Consider the following 16,891-nt stretch of genomic DNA (forward strand, 5'->3'; position numbering starts at 1 on the left):
GCGCGGGGAATAAGAGAGTCAGTGATTAACGGATCGGATGATGGGTCGCGTTAAAACCCAGCTTTTGCAGCAGTTCGGCGGCGGCGGCGTCATCGCACTGCACGTACAGTGACGACCATTCGCGGCGCTCCTGGTAATTTTTGCGCAGCTTGTCGAACTCACCCGGCACGCCCGCCACGCGTCGCAGCGGGGCGTCATCGCGGCGCACATCATACACCAGATGCACCAGCCGTTTCAGCGCCGCCTGATCGAGCGGCCCCTGGAACGTCACGCGGCCAAACTCCGGCGGCGGCAACAGCGTCGCGAGCGCCACCTGCTGCGCCTCGCCGAGGAACTGGCTGTAGGCTTCAAACACCTGAGTGGTGCCGCGCGCTTTGCCTTCGAGCGTATAGCCCGCGATATGCGCGGTGCCGATATCCACGCGTTTTAGCAATGCCGTATTGAGTTCCGGCTCCGGTTCCCAGACGTCCAGCACTACGCTCAGCGCCTGGCCCGCCTCAAGACGCGCCAGCAGCGCGGCGTTGTCCACGACCGGGCCGCGGCAGGCGTTAATCAGGATAGCGCCGGGTTTAAGGCGCGCAATCAGCGCCTCATCGGCAAGGTGCAGCGTTTTATACGGGCCGTCTTTAAACAGCGGCGTGTGGAACGTGAGAATATCCGCCTCGCGCACCAGTTCATCCAGCGTGCGGAAATCACCGCTGTCGCCGCGATCGGCGCGCGGCGGATCGCACAGCAGCGTGCGGATGCCCAGCGCCTCAAGCCGCGCCTGTAACCGGGAGCCGACGTTACCCACGCCGACGATCCCGACGGTGCGGTCAGCAAGCGCGAAGCCGTCGCGCTCGGCGAGCATCAGCAGCGCGGAGAACACATACTCCACCACCGCGATAGCGTTGCAGCCGGGAGCGGCGGAGAACGCGACGCCCGCCGCCTGTAAATAGTCTTCATCAACGTGGTCGGTGCCCGCCGTGGCGGTGCCGACAAACCTGACGTTTTTACCTTCGAGCAGCGCGCGATTGACCGGCGTGACCGAGCGCACCATCAGCGCGTCGGCGTCGTCCAGTTCCGCCTGCGGGATCGGGCGGCCCGGCACGGCTTTCACCTCGCCCAGACGGCTGAACAGCTCGCGTGCGTAAGGCATATTTTCATCAACGAGGATTTTCACGTTTCTCTACCTGTTTATGTGCGGGAGATAGCCGTTAAGTGTGCCATAATCTCGCCGCCAGGCATACTTAACAGCGTGGTTAGTTTCGCGGCACCGTCCGGTCAGGTTAAGGATTATTGATGATGCAACCCATTCATGGCGCCACGCCCCGCCCGGCGGGCGAGCCTCCCACCTCGCCCCACTCTGCGGGCGAGCAGCCGCTTTCCACCCAGCAGCGTACCGTGCTGGAGCGGCTTATCACCCGGCTGGTGGCGCTGACCCAGCAGCAAAGCGCCGAAGTCTGGGCCGGCATGAAGCACGATCTGGGCTTAAAGAGCGACGCGCCGCTGCTTTCGCGCCACTTCCCCGCCGCTGAGCAGAATCTCAATCAGCGGCTCGGCCAGGCGCAGCAGACGCACACCCAGCGTCAGGTGCTGTCGCAGCTCACCGAACTGTTAAGCGTGGGCAATAACCGCCAGGCGGTGAGCGATTATATACGCCAGCAGTTCGGCCATACGGCGTTGAATCAGCTCTCCGGCGACCAGCTGAAAACCGTACTGACGCTTTTGCAAAACGCGCAGCTTAATATCCCGCAGCCGCAACAGCGCCCGGCGACAGACCGCCCGCTGCTGCCTGCGGAGCACAACACGCTTAACCAGCAGGTGACGAAGCTTGCCGCCGCGACCGGCGAGTCGCCGAAGCTTATCTGGCAGTCGATGCTGGAACTCTCCAATGTGAAAACCGGCGAACTCATTCCGGCGAAGCATTTCGCGGCGCTCTCGACCTGGCTTGCCGCGCGCCAGACGCTCGCCGATCAGCCGGCGCCAACGCTGCACACCATTCAGGCCGCGCTGCGCCAGCCCCTTGAAACGCGCGAATGGCAGGAGATCAGCGACTATGCGCAGCAGCGCTTCCAGGCGACGCCGCAAACGGTGCTGACCACCGCCCAGGTGCAGGATCTGCTTAATCAGGTGTTCGTGCGCCGCTCGGAGCGCTCGCCGGAAACCCTCGAAGTGCGCCATATCCAGCCGATTTACAGCCCGCTTATCGCGTTTTTCACCCAGCCGGTGAAGACGGTGTCCGCCCGCCCCGGCCTTGCGATGTTCCTGCTGGTGCTGGTTATCCTTCTGCTCTGGCTGGTTATCTGACAGGCAGCAAAAAGGCGTCTTTCGACGCCTTTTCTTTTGACTCCCCGGCACGCCTCAGAAGCTTAACGACACGCCCGCAAATACGCTGCGATTGCTGTCGCGCCCGTCGCTGGTCTCCTGCTCGCCCGTAAGGTTGAGGTTCAGCGCCGGGTTGACCTGCCAGCCCAGCGAGACCGCGCTGGTGAGCGTTTTCTCAGGCGCGGTCACGCCGCTGAGCGGCACCGACTGATTCACGCCGGTAAAGCTCGCCTGGTAGTGCCCTTCGTCCTGGCTTAACGCGCGCTGCAGATGCGTCTGGACGCTCAGGTTCAGGCTGCCGTGCGTTTTCAGGTCAATGTCATAGCTCGCCCGCAGCCCCGCGCCCGCCTGCCAGCGGGTGGTGCTCTGGTTGTCGGCGCGAAGCCCAAAGCCGGAGGCGCTCTTCTCGGTAAAGGCATCCTGCTTAAGCGTGATGTACTGCGTGTCGACAAACGGCGTCACCTGCAGGCCATCCACACTAAAGCGATAGCCGGTTTCGCTGCCAAGCGACATCCAGCTGCCGCTCTGACGGCTGCTGACGCGCTCGGAGCGGCTGCCGAGCCACAGCATACGGTGCTGACGACCGTCGTAATACCCCGACGCCAGGCGGCCGGTCAGGTAGTAACCGCCGAAGATTTTACCGCCGTACAGCGCGGCTTCGCTCAGGGTGCCGGTATTACGCTCGCCGCCGCTGCTCAGCGCGCTGAACGTTTCGGTGCGCGACAGCGAGGTGCCGACAAACGTGTGTTCGTCGATGAACTGATCCTGGCCTGTTACCCACCCTTTCATCGAGTAGCTCACCGGCGCGAATCCGGCGCGCCCGAGGCTGCCGTTCCATGCAAGCGTATCGCTCCAGCTGCGGCTGTGCGGCGCGTCCAGCAGTTCATCGATGCGCTTCGCGCTGCTGCGCTGGTTGACGTTAATCGCCTGCCAGGTGAGCGCCGCCGTCGCCGCAGGCAACTGGCCGGAGAGGCTTTCCAGCGCCGCACGGGCGGACGGGTTATTCGAAATGCGCTGTAAATCACCCGCCGTTGAGGCAAATGAACTTGCGCGCACCACCACACCGCTCGCCACCTGTTTATCAAGCTGCGTGAACGCCTGCTCCAGACGCGCAGCGCCGGAAAGCGTGGCCGCTGACGTCGTCGCAACTTTGGTCTGCGTCACCTGCAACCGTTTGATGTTGAGCCACACCTGGCGGGTGTTGTAACCCAGCGAGCCCGTCAGGAAGACGCCTGCCGACTGCGTAAAGCGGCTGAACCTGCCGGATACCGCGCCTGCGTTAACGACCGGCTGGCGCGCCTGGGTGACGTAGCCCGTCGGCACGCCCACCAGATGCAGGTTGCCTGCGAGCGTCGCCCGCCCGGCCACATCCAGCGTCGAGCCGAGCATAAACGCCAGCGTGCCGGTGGTGCGCTGCGTGTAGGCGCGCGCAAACCGCGTTTTGCCGTCGCGCAGCAGCACATAACCACTATTATCGACGTTGCCTTTTACCGTACGCACGTCGAGCGTGCCCGCGCGGCCAATGGTGACGGCGGAGGCCAGGCTTTTCGCAGACGACAGGCTACCACCCATCACCAGCGTATTGCCGGTGTAGCTGGCGTCCTGCGTCAGCACCAGCTTACCGGTGCCGCTTTTAATCAGCCCGCCGCTGCCGCTGATGGCGTTGCCCCAGGTGGAGGTGTAGCTGTTAAACGCCACGCTCACGGTGCCCCAGTTAAATTTCGCCGGGCCATTGATGGCTTTCGCGGCGTTCAGCATGCCATAGCCGAAGACCGCATCCACGCCGGGAGCGCCGATGTCGGTCGCCGTGCCAAGCACCGTCTGGCGCACCAGGTCGTTGGTGAAATAGGGGTATTTCTGCCAGACCATCGCCGCGACGCCGGAGACCTGCGGTGCAGCGAAGGAGGTGCCGTTCACCAGCCGCAGCACCGCTTTGCCGCTGCTGTCGGTGCTCTGAATGTAGACGCTGCCCGGCGCCGCCAGACAGTTGTTTTTCATCACGCCGCAGCGGTTGGCGTAGCTTGCGATATAGCCAGGGTTAAAGGTGTCCGTGGCCGTAGCGACCAGCCAGCCTTTATCCAGTCCCGATGCGGGCGCCAGCGACGGCAGCTTCGCCACTCCCACCGGGTTGGCCGCGCCGTCGTTACCGCTCGCAAAGACAATAAGCCCGTTGTATGCCGAGATAAACGGTTTCCAGGCGTTGACAAAATAGTTAGTCGTGGAGGTACTCGTCGGGCTCCAGTCAGGGATGCCCCAGGAGTTGTTGATAATTTTCGCGCCCGCGCGCGCCAGATCGTAGTTAATCTGGCCGAAATTAAGGCTCTGCCGGGTATTGGCGACGTCAGGAATGATACGGGCGCTGATAAGCGTCACGCCCGGCGCAGTGCCGCCGGTAAACAGGCTGGTCGCGCGTCCGCCGAGCGTCTGGGCGACCATCGTGCCGTGACCGCGCACATCGCCGACGCTCAGGTTGTTTGTGGTCGGGTCGACGTAATTCAGCGTGCCCTTCACCGCGCCCACCAACGCCGGATGCGTCGCGAGAATACCGGTGTCCGCCACGCCGACTTTCACGCCCGCGCCGTTCACGCCAGCCGCGCGCGCCGTCGCGGCGCTGGTGATAAACAGCGGTCGGTTCCAGTTGGTGCGCGTCACGACATCCGCCGCCGCGACGGAGGGCAGATAGGTGAACGTCTCATCCGGTTTTTCGCTGGCGGAAGCGGCACCTGAACAGGACAAAATAACGAGTGGGATCACTTTCCCTTTGGTGAATAAAATCCCTTTACCCAGAGATGGTTCTGTGGGCATGGTTGGTTTCCCCGGCTGGCAACGCCTCGAAAGAGGCAAACAACGTTTCCCTGAATTCCGCAAACTGATTTCGGATTTCTTTTCCGCTGCGTCCTTCATTCTTATCTTTTTGAAAAGATTAAGAATGGCAGTATTTAATATCGATTCCGGTGTGTAGCGCCGCCTCAGTGAATAAGAAGGCGTCCGGATATATTTAGATATATCGGCCAAAACCGGCGAAACTTTATGCTTACGCGTATTCAGGGAACTTTTATTGGATTAATTTTTATTATTCAGCGAGTTATATTTGTTAAAAATACGTTATTTATTACTTAAGCGAAATTACGCTCTGATGGCGGCGCGCGGAGTGGCAAATAAAATACATAATTTGCGTTAGAGGAAGAAAGTAAAGCACTAATAGAAAAATACTTTTAAAAACAAAAGCCTGTATTTGAGAGGGTATGTAAAACCAGAAACTGCATCATTTCACAGCTGGGGGCTGCGCGGGAATGACGCGCATCACAGGGAGAAAATAAAAGATAAAAAAAGGAGCCTTGCGGCTCCATTTCTTTTAAAGAGACGTTATGCCTGGTATTTACGCATGACCAGCGTGGCGTTGGTGCCGCCGAAACCGAAGCTGTTGGACATCACGGTGGTCAGCTCACGCTCAACCGGCGCGGTGATGATGTTCATACCGTTCGCCTGCTCGTCCAGTTCTTCAATGTTGATGCTCGGCGCGATAAAGCCGTGTTCCAGCATCAGCAGCGAGTAGATAGCTTCCTGTACGCCCGCCGCACCCAACGAGTGGCCGGTCATCGCTTTGGTCGCGGAGATAGCCGGCGTGTTGTCGCCGAACACTTCACGGATAGCGCCGAGCTCTTTCACATCGCCCACCGGAGTAGAGGTGCCGTGGGAGTTCAGGTAGTCGATCGGGGTGTCGAGACCGTGCATCGCCATCTTCATGCAGCGCACTGCGCCTTCGCCAGACGGTGCCACCATGTCAGCGCCATCGGAGGTAGCGCCGTAACCGACGATTTCCGCGTAGATGTGCGCGCCGCGCGCCAGCGCGTGCTCGAGCTCTTCGACCACGACCATACCGCCGCCGCCTGCGATAACGAAGCCGTCGCGGCTCGCGTCGTAGGTACGGGAGGCTTTATCAGGGGTCTCGTTGTATTTGGTGGAGAGCGCGCCCATCGCGTCGAACTCACACGCCATTTCCCAGCCGAGCTCTTCGCCGCCGCCCGCAAACACGATGTCCTGTTTGCCAAGCTGGATCTGCTCGACCGCATTGCCGATGCAGTGCGCGGAGGTGGCGCAGGCGGAGCTGATGGAGTAGTTAACGCCGTGGATTTTAAACGGGGTGGCGAGGCAGGCAGATACCGCAGACGCCATCGCTTTAGTGACGACGTACGGGCCGACCGCTTTCAGGCCGCGCGGGCTGCGCATCGCGTCAGCGCCAAAAACCTGTGCTTTGGACGAGCCGCCGGAGCCGGCAACGATACCGACGCGCGGGTTGTTCTGATACACCTCGTCGCTCAGTCCGGCATCTTTAATCGCTTCCTGCATGGAGAGGTAAGCATAAATAGAGGCATCGTTCATGAAACGCACCACTTTACGGTCGATAAGACCGGTGGTGTCCAGCTTCACGTTGCCCCAGACGTGGCTACGCATACCCGCGTCGAGAAATTCTTGAGAGAAAGTGATCCCCGAGCGTCCTTCACGCAGGGATGCCAGGACTTCCTGCTGGTTATTACCGATGCTGGAAACGATGCCCAGGCCAGTAATTACTGCACGTTTCATTCAATACCTCTTCGAGTACGCTAAGTAAGTGTCGTGTCGCAAGATAGCGTACAGTTGTACGCCGAACAAGTCCGATCAGCCAGATTGGCAAGAAATTTGCGCTGTCCGACCGGGCTCGCTAAGATCGTGCGACTGCCTGCCATTCGAGCCATTTACGTGAAACCTATCGCCATACAGCCCGCCAGCCTGACGTTTAATAATGAGGGTACACCTGTTTCCCGAGATTTTGATGACGTTTATTTTTCCAATGATGACGGTCTGGAAGAGACCCGCTATGTTTTTCTGAACGGTAATCAGCTCCCCGAACGTTTTATGACACACCCGCGTGACAACTTTGTTGTCGCCGAAAGCGGCTTCGGCACCGGGCTGAATTTTCTGACGCTCTGGCAGGCGTTTGCGGCGTTTCGCGCGGCGAACCCGGACGCTACGCTACAGCGTCTGCACTTCATCAGCTTTGAAAAATTTCCGCTGACGCTCGCGGACTTACAAAGCGCGCACGCCCACTGGCCGGAACTCGCGCCGTGGGCGGAACCACTCCAGGCACAGTGGCCGATGGCGCTGCCGGGCTGTCAGCGACTGCTGCTGGACGGCGGCCGCGTCACGCTTGACCTCTGGCTTGGCGATATTAACGCACTGGTTGAGACGCTGGATGATACGCATAACCGTCAGGTGGACGCCTGGTTCCTTGATGGCTTCGCGCCATCGAAAAACCCGGATATGTGGACGCCCGGCCTGTTCGCCGCGATGGCGCGCCTCGCCCGTCCCGACGGCACCCTTGCCACCTTTACCTCAGCGGGTTTTGTGCGCCGTGGTCTGATTGAGGCCGGTTTTCAGGTGGTGAAACGCAAAGGGTTCGGGCGCAAGCGGGAGATGCTGGTCGGCACGCTTAACCCTGACGCCGCGCCGCCAGCCCGCGCGCCCTGGTACGCGCGTCGCCCGGCGATCGGCGACAAAGACGCGGCGATCGTTGGCGGCGGCATCGCGAGCGCCCTGCTGGCCCTTGCGCTGCAGACGCGCGGCTGGCAGGTTACGCTATATTGCGAGGATGACGCGCCCGCCCAGGGCGCATCCGGCAACCGCCAGGGCGCGCTCTATCCTCTGTTAAGCCACCATGACGCCGCGCTGTCCGCGTTTTTCCCGGCGGCCTTTACCTTCGCGCGCAGGCTGTATGACGCGCTGCCGGTCAGTTTCGATAAAGACTGGTGCGGCGTGACGCAGCTGGGCTGGGACGAAAAGAGCCAGACGAAAATCGCCCGGATGCTCGAACTCGACCTGCCGGAAACCCTGGCGCGAGCGGTCGATAGCGACACGGTACAGGCGCGCTGCGGCGTGGAGACCGGCTGTGGCGGCGTTGAATACCCGCAGGGCGGCTGGCTCTGCCCGGCGCAACTCACCGCAGGCGTGCTCGCGCTCGCGCAGGCGCGCGGCCTGCAGGTGCACTACGGGCATCGGGTCAGCGCGCTGCACCCCGAAAACGGCGGCTGGCGGCTCGATTTCGCCCACGGTGCGCAGGCGCGCCACACCACGCTCGCGCTGGCAAACGGTCATCAGCTGGGCCAGTTTGTGCAAACGGAAAAACTGCCGGTCTACCCCGTCGGCGGCCAGGTGAGCCATATTCCTTCCACGCCAGGCCTCGGCGCACTGCGCCAGGTGCTGTGCTACGACGGCTACCTGACGCCGCAGAACCCGGCCAACGGTATGCACTGCATCGGCGCGAGCTATCATCGCGGCGCCAGCGAGATGCGCTATCAGGAAGACGATCAGCAGCACAACCGCCAGCGGCTGATCGACTGTCTGCCGCAGGCGCAGTGGACGCATGAAGTGGACGTGAGCGCCGGCGACGCGCGATGCGGGGTGCGCTGCGCCACGCGCGATCACCTGCCGATGGTCGGCAACGCGCCCGACTACGCCGCCACGCTCAGCGTGTACGCTGACCTCTCCCGCCAGGCGGACGCCGCGCACGCCGTCCCGCCAGCCCCGGCGCTGGACAACCTGTTTGTGCTCGGCGCGCTCGGCTCGCGCGGGCTGTGCAGCGCGCCGCTGGCGGCGGAGATTTTAGCCTCGCAGATGAGCGGCGAGCCGCTGCCTCTGGATAGCGCTACGCTTGCCGCGCTCAACCCTAACCGGTTATGGGTGCGTAAGTTGCTGAAAGGCCGCGCCGCCCGCTAAACCTTCGCGGCGCGCATCACGGCGCGTCGCCCTGCCGATATGCCCTTCTGATATTTCTGAAAAATCATTTCACAAAATCTTGATCCAGGTTAATAAAGCGCGCTGGGGAAACGCCGTGCCGTGCCGTTAATACGTTTTACCGTTCCGGTAAATACCATGGCCAATAACAATGAATAACCTCAAATTTTCCCAAAAGATAATCATGAGCCTTTCCATTATTCTGGCGTTAATGCTCGTAATGGGAGCCTTATCACTTTATTTTCTCAGCAATAATAATAAGAGCGCCTCGTTTATCCTGACGGAGCGTTTTCCGGCAGTCCGATATGCGCTTGAAATGCGTGGCGTTTTATCGGAGCTGCGGCTTCAGCAGGTGCAGATGATTGCTTCCCCGACTCTGGCCGAACGCGAAAAGCATCAGAAAGAACTGCAACAGGCGATCGATAATTTCCTGGAAGCACAGAACCATTATCTGCGTTTATATCAGGGCGACACGCTGCCGCCGCTGGCGATTAACATCGTGAATAACTTTAAGGCGTTTTCTCAGTCTAACCGTCAGGTACTGGCGGCGCTGGCGCAGGAAGATATTGCGCTTGCCAGTAAAATCAGCGGCGATAATTCGCGCCAGTACCGCACGCAGCTGATGGCGGATCTCGCGACACTTGAGAAAAACGAAATCGCCGCCGCCGACACCGAAGCAGCACGCGCGGCGCAGGGTTATACCTCCGCCACCTGGACTCAGATTGTCCTCGGGATCGTCGCGCTCGTCGCAAGCGGCGTGATTGCCGCTGTCCTGACCCGCAACCTGATGCGCCAGCTCGGCGGCGAACCGGCCAAAGCGCAGGCGATAGCCTATACCATCTCGCAGGGCGACCTGAGCCGCCCGGTGACCTGGCGCGGCGACAACAACCTTCTGAGCTCGCTCGGCGTGATGCAAAACGAGCTGCGCAAGCTTATCGCAGCCATTCGCCACTCGGCGGAAACGGTGCTGAATCACGCGGGCGAAATCGCCGCGGGCAACCGCGAACTTTCTGCCCGCACCGAACAGCAGTCGGCGGCGCTTATCGAGACTGCGGCCAGCATGGAGCAGATCACCTCGACCGTGAAAAATAACGCCGATCACACGCAGCAGGCGCGGCTGATGGCGGGCAATGCCGCGTCCAGCGCCCAGCAGGGCGGCGTGGTGATGAGCCAGGTTTCTGGCACCATGCAGGCGATTTCCGCCAGCGCAGACAGGATGACCGAGATTATCGCCCTGATTGAAGGGATAGCGTTTCAGACCAACATTCTGGCGCTTAACGCGGCGGTCGAAGCCGCCCGCGCGGGCGAGCACGGCAAAGGCTTCGCCGTCGTGGCGGGCGAAGTGCGCAACCTCGCCCATCGCAGCTCCGAGGCCGCGAAGGATATCCGCCAGCTGATTGTCGGCACCACCGATAAAATGAGCGAAGGCGCAAGCCTTGTGCGTAGCGCGGAGAGCGCCATGAGCGACATTATCGGCAACGCCACGCGGGTGCGGGATTTGCTGGATGAAGTGAATATGGCGACCCAGGAGCAGCAGCGCGGCATCGAGCAGATAAACCTGGCGATCGCGGAGCTCGATAAAGTCACGCAAAGCAACGCGTCGATGGTGGAGGAGCTGGCAGGATCGGCGGATGTGATGTCGGAACAGGTGACCCGACTCAACGCGGGAACGCGGGTGTTTCGCCTGGAGGCGCAGGCGCAGTAAGTTCACAGCCTGCGCGCCCTGGCGGCGCGCAGGCCATCAGGCTTAGTTCAGCTTCGCCTGCTGGAACAGGTTATCCCACATGCCCAGCACCAGCGCCTGATCGCGCGGCGAGAGTTCGCCCGCGTGGATCGCGGTTTCCAGGCTGTTGGTCACCTTCGTATACACGGCCTGCGGGGAGTGATCGTCGCCGTGCTCCAGCGCCGCGACGGCAAGCGTCAGGTGGCCGCGCAGATAGCCGCTCGCAAACAGTTCGTCATCGCTCGCGTGCTCTACCATCTCATCAATTAGCGCCAGAATACGTGCTTCAAATTCGGCAATCATCGTTTTTCCTCGGTTAATAACATGGCGATTAGCACAAGTCTTCCGGCCATGGGAATTGTTGCGCCGCCAGCGGCGGCGTCTGGTAATAATCCTGTAACGCGGCGATAAAGCGCGCCGGACGCGCGGGAATGCCGTCGTTCAGATACTGCATCACCTGCGCGTGCACCCGGCGCTGAAACGCGATGCGGTCCGGGTCGACATCGCCGCTGAGATTGTCGCAGCTAACGTTAAACGCAAAACCCGCCGCCACGCAAAATAGCCACTCCAGCGCCTGGGGTTTAACTTCGACATCCTCAAACTGGCTTTGGGTCGCGGCATCGCGCCCGTCCGGGCAGTACCAGTAGCCGAAGTCCACCTGTTCACGCCGCGCTTTGCCGGCAATGCACCAGTGCGAAATCTCATGCAGGGCGCTGGCGTAAAAGCCGTGGGCGAAGACCACGCGGTGATACGGCGTCTCGTCATCAGCAGGAAGATAAATGGGTTCGTCATCGCCTTTAATCAGACGGGTATTAAAATCATCGGCGAAGCAGCCGTCGAAAATCGCGATTAAATCCTGATAGTGGTGTTCACGCATTACGCCATCCCCAGCCAGCGGAGGATCTCCTGCCCGTGGCTGTCAAATAACAATTTGGCGCTCATCACCGCCGAGACGATAACGATCATCGGGCGGATCAGGCGCTGTCCTTTACTTAATACTAAGCGCGAGCCCAGGCGCGCGCCGAAAAACTGCCCGGCCAGCATGACAAAGCCGGTGCCCCAGATAACCTTGCCGCCGATGATAAACAGCAGCAGCCCGCCGACGTTGGAAGTGGCGTTGAGCACCTTGGCGTGGGCGGTGGATTTCGCGAGGTTAAACCCCGCGAGCGTCACGAACGCCAGGGCGTAAAACGAGCCCGCGCCGGGGCCGAAAAAGCCGTCGTAAAAGCCGACGCAGCCGCCCGCCACCAGCGCGAACGGCAGGCCGTAGAGCCTGCGCTGGCGATCTTCTTCGCCAAGGCGCGGCATCAGCAGGAAATAGAGCCCGATGGCAATGACCAGCACTGGCAAAATCTGGCGAAGAATATCGGACTGCACGTGCTGCACCAGCAGCGCGCCGCTGGTTGAGCCGATAAACGTCATCAGAATATTCAGCTTCTGGTCGTGAAGGCTGACCACGCCGCGACGGATAAAATAGAGCGACGACGAGAGCGAGCCGCCGCACGCCTGAAGTTTATTGGTCGCCAGCGCCTGGGCGGGCGACATGCCTGCCGCCAGCAGCGCAGGCACCGTCAGCAGCCCGCCGCCGCCCGCGAGGGCATCAATAAAGCCTGCGAGCATGGCGACGAAAAAAAGCGCTGTCAGCAACAGCGGCGAAACCATAAACCAGTCCATCACGGCCATCCTTAGTCTGTGTTAAAGGGCGTGTTTATCCAGCAATGCCTGACATGACGGCGGCGGTGGCGGCGGCGTTGTCTTCTCAGCTTTGCCGCTGCCCGGTGCCGCCGGTTTAAACCAGCTCTGCAGCTCTTCGCCACAGCCGTCGCCCGGCGGCGGCGGCGCCTGCTCCACGCACTCCAGGCTGTCTGCCGGACAGCGCAGGCGCACATGCATATGGGCGCGATGCTGGAACCACGGGCGCACTTTGCGCAGCCAGTCGCGATCCGGCCCGGCGTCCAGGCAGAGCTGCTGCTTGATGGCCGGGTTGACAAAAATACGGGTGACGTCGTCATCCAGCGCCGCAAGCTTAATCAGCCCGCCGATTTCCGGTTTCCAGAGCGACGACACGACCGATTTCCCGTCGTCAGACACCAGATCCAGCGCCTGCGGACGACGCAGCTGCGCCGCGCTCCAGCGCTGTTTCGGCAGCTGCAGGAAGATGTCGACATCAAGCCCCGTCTGATGGCTAGCGTGACCGCCGTTAAAGCGCCCGCCCGCCGGCATGCCCATATCGCCGACCAGCACGGTGCCGAGCTGTAATTCGTTCACCTGATTGCTAAGACGCTCAATAAAGCGCACCAGATCCGGGTGGCCGAAATAGCGACGCTGGTCGGTGCGCATGATCTGGTAATGTTCCGAGTCCATCGGCAGCGGCTCGGCACCGATAATACAGCCGTTGGAAAAGGTGCCGATCGACTGGGCCGTGCCCGGAATGGGCTGGGTGATTTTCTGCCACGGCGTGGCGGCGCTTGCCGCGCTGCAAAAGAGCAGCGCCAGCAAGGTAGTGCAGCGTATTTTCATGAGGTTACCAGCGAGGAAGCGTGGTGGTGACGTCCGCGTTCTGGCCGCGGTGGCGCAGCAGATGGTCCATCAGCACGATAGCCAGCATCGCTTCGGCGATAGGCACCGCGCGAATGCCGACGCACGGATCGTGGCGGCCACGGGTGATCATTTCGACTTCGTCGCCGGCGCGGTTAACGGTACGCCCCGGCACGGTGATGCTGGAGGTCGGTTTCAGCGCGATAGTAGCGACAATCTGCTGGCCGCTGCTGATGCCGCCGAGAATGCCGCCCGCGTGGTTGCTCTGAAAACCGTCTTTGGTGATTTCATCGCGATTTTCGCTGCCTTTTAGCGCGATGACGCCAAACCCTTCGCCGATCTCTACACCTTTTACGGCGTTGATGCTCATCAGCGCATGCGCGATATCGGCGTCAAGCCGGTCAAACACCGGCTCGCCGAGGCCCGGCGGCACGTTGTCGGCGACAACCGTCACTTTCGCGCCGATGGAGTCGCCCTCTTTTTTGAGCGCGCGCATCAGTTCATCGAGCGCGTCGAGCTTGTCGGCATCCGGCGAGAAGAACGGGTTCTGCTCCACCTGCGCCCAGTCTTTGATTTCCAGCGGAATGTCGCCCATCTGGGTCAGGCAGGCGCGGATAACGATGCCGAATTTCTGCGCCAGATATTTTTTGGCAATCGCGCCTGCGGCGACGCGCATGGCGGTTTCACGCGCGGAGGAGCGTCCGCCGCCGCGATAGTCGCGCACGCCATATTTCTGTTCGTAGGTGTAATCGGCGTGCCCCGGACGAAACACATCTTTGATGGCGCCGTAATCCTGTGAGCGCTGATCGGTGTTTTCAATCAGCAGGCCGATGCTGGTGCCGGTGGTCACGCCCTCAAACACGCCGGAGAGAATTTTCACCTGATCCGGCTCGCGGCGCTGCGTAGTGTAACGGGAGGTGCCCGGGCGGCGGCGGTCGAGATCGTGCTGGAGATCGGCTTCGCTTAGCGCGATGCCCGGCGGTACGCCGTCAATGATGCAGCCGAGCGCCAGACCATGGGACTCGCCGAAAGTGGTGACGCGAAAGAGTTGTCCAAGAGTGTTGCCTGCCATCACGGCTCCATTATCGTGTCGTTGTGGTGTTATGCATTATTCAGCGGGCGTGCGCCCGCCTGTTTTAATCTTTGTAGATGCTGAAGTGTTCGCGTGCGCTGATGAGCTGTGCTTTGGTCAGCATAAAGACGCCGTCGCCGCCGTTGTCGAACTCAAGCCAGGTAAACGGTACGTCCGGGTACTGCTCCATCAGATGTACCATGCTGTTACCGACTTCACAAATCAGAATGCCGTTGTCGGTCAGGTAGTCCGGCGAGCAGGCGAGAATGCGGCGCGCGAGCTTCAGTCCGTCGCTGCCAGCCGCGAGACCGAGCTCTGGTTCGTGGCGATATTCGTTCGGCAGGTCGGACATATCTTCTTCATCCACATACGGCGGATTGGTCACGATAATGTCGTACTGTACTTTCGGCAGGTCACGGAAGAGATCCGAGCGGATCGGCGTCACATGATGGATAAGCCCGTGCTCTTCAATGTTGTGCTCGGTGACGGCCAGCGCGTCGCCGGAGATATCTACCGCGTCAACTTCGGCGTTCGGGAAGGCGTACGCGCAGGCGATGGCGATACAGCCGCTGCCGGTGCACATATCCAGGATGTGCTGCGGTTCATGGTCAATAAGCCCGGCGAAACGGTTGTTGATAAGCTCGCCGATGGGCGAGCGCGGCACCAGTACGCGCTCGTCGACGTAAAACTCGTGGCCGCAGAACCAGGCTTTATTGGTGAGGTACGCCACCGGAATACGCTCGTTGACGCGGCGGATCACCCGCTCGACGATGCGGTGACGCTCGCTGGAGGTCAGACGCGCGGTACGCATATCTTCCGGAATATCCAGCGGCAGGTAGAGCGACGGCAGCACCAGTTGCACCGCTTCATCCCAGGGGTTGTCCGTGCCGTGACCATACCAGATGCCCGCCGCGCTGAAACGGCTCACCGCCCAACGCAACATATCCTGAATGGTATGCAGTTCACTGACTGCCTCATCGACGAAAATTTTATCCACACTGCCCTCCGCATGACGCTCCGCGTTAAATTCGGCGGCTAGTTTGCCATGAAGGCGGCGATAAATCAGCAACCGGCGCGTCATCCCTGAAAATTGGCTTTTGTTTGGCGACGCGCCAATCTCGGGTAAACTGCCTGCGCAACGATAAAGAAGAGAAGAAGATGAAAAAGAAGCCATCGCTGAGTGAGGAAGAAAAGTCGCTGTTTCGCGCGCTGATGAGCGGAACGCGGGAGCTGAAACAGGACACCATTGTGCACCCGCCCGCGCGTAAAAAACTGCGTGAGGTGCCGCCTAAGCGCCTGTTGCAGGAGCAGGTGGACGCCAGCCACTACTTTTCCGATGAGTTCCAGCCGCTTCTGAACAGCGACGGGCCGATGCGCTATGTACGCCCCGGCGTCGACCATTTCGAGCTGAAAAAACTGCGCCGCGGCGATTACTCGCCCGAGCTGTTCCTCGATCTCCACGGCTTAACGCAGATGCAGGCCAAGCAGGAGCTGGGAGCGCTGATTGCCGCCTGTCGCCGCGAGCATGTCTTCTGTGCCTGCGTGATGCACGGCCACGGTAAACATATTCTCAAACAGCAGACGCCGCTGTGGCTGGCCCAGCATCCACACGTGATGGCGTTTCATCAGGCGCCGAAAGAGTATGGCGGCGACGCCGCGCTGCTGGTGTTGATTGAAGTGGAAGAGTGGCAGCCGCCGCAGTTGCCTTAAGCCATGCGCGTGACTGGCGCAAAAAGGACGCCGCAGAAACAGCAAGAGCCGCATCAGCGGCTCTTTTTCTTTTACAGCTTAGTGGCAGGCGTTAAATCGCTTTCGCCATTTTCAGATTGCAGGGGCTCATCTGCCAGTTAAACACGCCCTTGTCGTTATCGCCTTCAATCGTCACGCAGGCGATAGCGGAGGTCGAGAACATCGGCGGCGTTTCGCCAGGGCAGAGTTCCGCCACCAGATACCCCACCAGCGGCAGGTGGGAGATAACCATCACCGCGCTGACGCCGTCACGGGCCAGGACATGGAGGTAGTCGCTCACCAGGCCGATATCGCCGCAAGGCGTGAGCTCCGGCAGGACTTCGGTTTTGACAGGCAGGCTCATGGCCTCTTTCACGACGTCCAGTGTCTGTTCGGCTCGCAGGAAAGGGCTCACCAGAACACGTTCGATATCCACCTTTTGACCTTTTAACCAGGTCGCCATTTGACGGGATTCGTCACAACCGCACGCGGTCAGAGGACGAACCGAATCACTGGCGGCATCGAGTGCTGCGTCGCCGTGACGCATGATAAAAACTTGCATATTGCACCGCTTTTGTTGACCAGAAGCGCCAGCGCAACCCCGAAAATGCATCACGCTTTTTACGGGTATCGGCTGGCGGTCGGGCATTGTGCCTGATCCGTACATCGAATGAAACGCTGTTTTTTACCCTATTGACGTAAGTATAGTCAATCAGTGTTTACAAAATAACCAGCGCTGCGTTTTCGATAAC

General features: G+C 60.7%; 14 protein-coding genes. 4 read left to right on the top strand and 10 right to left on the bottom strand.

What is annotated here, in order from left to right; translation table 11 throughout:
* Positions 1-25 precede the first annotated feature (25 nt).
* The gene (gene pdxB / locus AFK67_RS14370) at positions 26-1,162 is read right to left on the bottom strand and encodes a 4-phosphoerythronate dehydrogenase PdxB (protein WP_007715603.1); all 1,137 of its coding nucleotides are present in this window, start codon (positions 1,160-1,162) and stop codon (positions 26-28) included.
* A gap of 122 nt (positions 1,163-1,284) precedes the next feature.
* Between pdxB and flk the strand changes: the two genes are divergently transcribed.
* The gene (flk, locus tag AFK67_RS14375) at positions 1,285-2,289 is read left to right on the top strand and encodes a flagella biosynthesis regulator Flk (RefSeq protein ID WP_032966766.1); all 1,005 of its coding nucleotides are present in this window, start codon (positions 1,285-1,287) and stop codon (positions 2,287-2,289) included.
* A 54-nt stretch (positions 2,290-2,343) separates the two neighbouring features.
* Here flk and AFK67_RS14380 read toward each other — a convergent pair whose 3' ends face one another.
* Together AFK67_RS14380 and fabB are read right to left on the bottom strand one after the other, a co-directional pair.
* Complete coding sequence (locus tag AFK67_RS14380) at positions 2,344-5,112, bottom strand: autotransporter serine protease (protein WP_007715607.1); 2,769 nt, start codon at positions 5,110-5,112, stop codon at positions 2,344-2,346.
* A 561-nt stretch (positions 5,113-5,673) separates the two neighbouring features.
* Positions 5,674-6,891, bottom strand: coding sequence for a beta-ketoacyl-ACP synthase I (fabB, locus tag AFK67_RS14385; RefSeq protein WP_007715616.1), 1,218 nt, complete (start codon positions 6,889-6,891; stop codon positions 5,674-5,676).
* Positions 6,892-7,047: 156 nt separating this feature from the next.
* On the opposite strand from fabB, the gene mnmC reads away from it, so the two are divergent.
* Both mnmC and AFK67_RS14395 read left to right on the top strand, forming a co-directional pair.
* Positions 7,048-9,060 (top strand): bifunctional tRNA (5-methylaminomethyl-2-thiouridine)(34)-methyltransferase MnmC2/FAD-dependent 5-carboxymethylaminomethyl-2-thiouridine(34) oxidoreductase MnmC1, encoded by a 2,013-nt coding sequence (gene mnmC / locus AFK67_RS14390; RefSeq protein WP_038883167.1) that lies wholly within the window; start codon positions 7,048-7,050, stop codon positions 9,058-9,060.
* Positions 9,061-9,289: 229 nt separating this feature from the next.
* Positions 9,290-10,783, top strand: coding sequence for a methyl-accepting chemotaxis protein (locus AFK67_RS14395; protein WP_235509000.1), 1,494 nt, complete (start codon positions 9,290-9,292; stop codon positions 10,781-10,783).
* A 42-nt stretch (positions 10,784-10,825) separates the two neighbouring features.
* On the opposite strand, the gene AFK67_RS14400 is transcribed toward AFK67_RS14395, so the two are convergent.
* From AFK67_RS14400 to prmB, 6 genes are all read right to left on the bottom strand, one after another.
* Positions 10,826-11,104, bottom strand: coding sequence for a YfcL family protein (locus tag AFK67_RS14400; protein WP_007715625.1), 279 nt, complete (start codon positions 11,102-11,104; stop codon positions 10,826-10,828).
* A gap of 28 nt (positions 11,105-11,132) precedes the next feature.
* Positions 11,133-11,678: an elongation factor P hydroxylase gene (locus AFK67_RS14405; RefSeq protein ID WP_007715627.1), complete on the bottom strand. Its 546-nt coding sequence runs from the start codon at positions 11,676-11,678 to the stop codon at positions 11,133-11,135.
* Entirely contained in the window at positions 11,678-12,475 is a 798-nt protein-coding gene (locus AFK67_RS14410) for a sulfite exporter TauE/SafE family protein (protein ID WP_007715635.1), read from the bottom strand. The genes AFK67_RS14405 and AFK67_RS14410 overlap by 1 nt, the downstream gene beginning before the upstream one ends.
* 21 nt (positions 12,476-12,496) lie before the next feature.
* Positions 12,497-13,321: a penicillin-insensitive murein endopeptidase gene (gene mepA / locus AFK67_RS14415; protein ID WP_007715637.1), complete on the bottom strand. Its 825-nt coding sequence runs from the start codon at positions 13,319-13,321 to the stop codon at positions 12,497-12,499.
* 4 nt (positions 13,322-13,325) lie between these two features.
* Positions 13,326-14,411 (bottom strand): chorismate synthase, encoded by a 1,086-nt coding sequence (gene aroC, locus AFK67_RS14420; protein WP_007715639.1) that lies wholly within the window; start codon positions 14,409-14,411, stop codon positions 13,326-13,328.
* Between the two features lie 64 nt (positions 14,412-14,475).
* Positions 14,476-15,408 (bottom strand): 50S ribosomal protein L3 N(5)-glutamine methyltransferase, encoded by a 933-nt coding sequence (gene prmB, locus AFK67_RS14425; RefSeq protein WP_007750650.1) that lies wholly within the window; start codon positions 15,406-15,408, stop codon positions 14,476-14,478.
* Positions 15,409-15,569: 161 nt separating this feature from the next.
* On the opposite strand from prmB, the gene smrB reads away from it, so the two are divergent.
* The gene (gene smrB, locus AFK67_RS14430; protein ID WP_004387043.1) at positions 15,570-16,121 is read left to right on the top strand and encodes an endonuclease SmrB; all 552 of its coding nucleotides are present in this window, start codon (positions 15,570-15,572) and stop codon (positions 16,119-16,121) included.
* 91 nt (positions 16,122-16,212) lie between these two features.
* Here the strand turns inward: smrB and sixA are convergent, their stop codons facing one another.
* Positions 16,213-16,701 (bottom strand): phosphohistidine phosphatase SixA, encoded by a 489-nt coding sequence (gene sixA / locus AFK67_RS14435; protein ID WP_032966724.1) that lies wholly within the window; start codon positions 16,699-16,701, stop codon positions 16,213-16,215.
* Positions 16,702-16,891 lie beyond the last annotated feature (190 nt).

The sequence above is a fragment of the Cronobacter dublinensis subsp. dublinensis LMG 23823 genome, from assembly GCF_001277235.1.
GTDB classification, from domain to species: Bacteria; Pseudomonadota; Gammaproteobacteria; order Enterobacterales; family Enterobacteriaceae; genus Cronobacter; species Cronobacter dublinensis.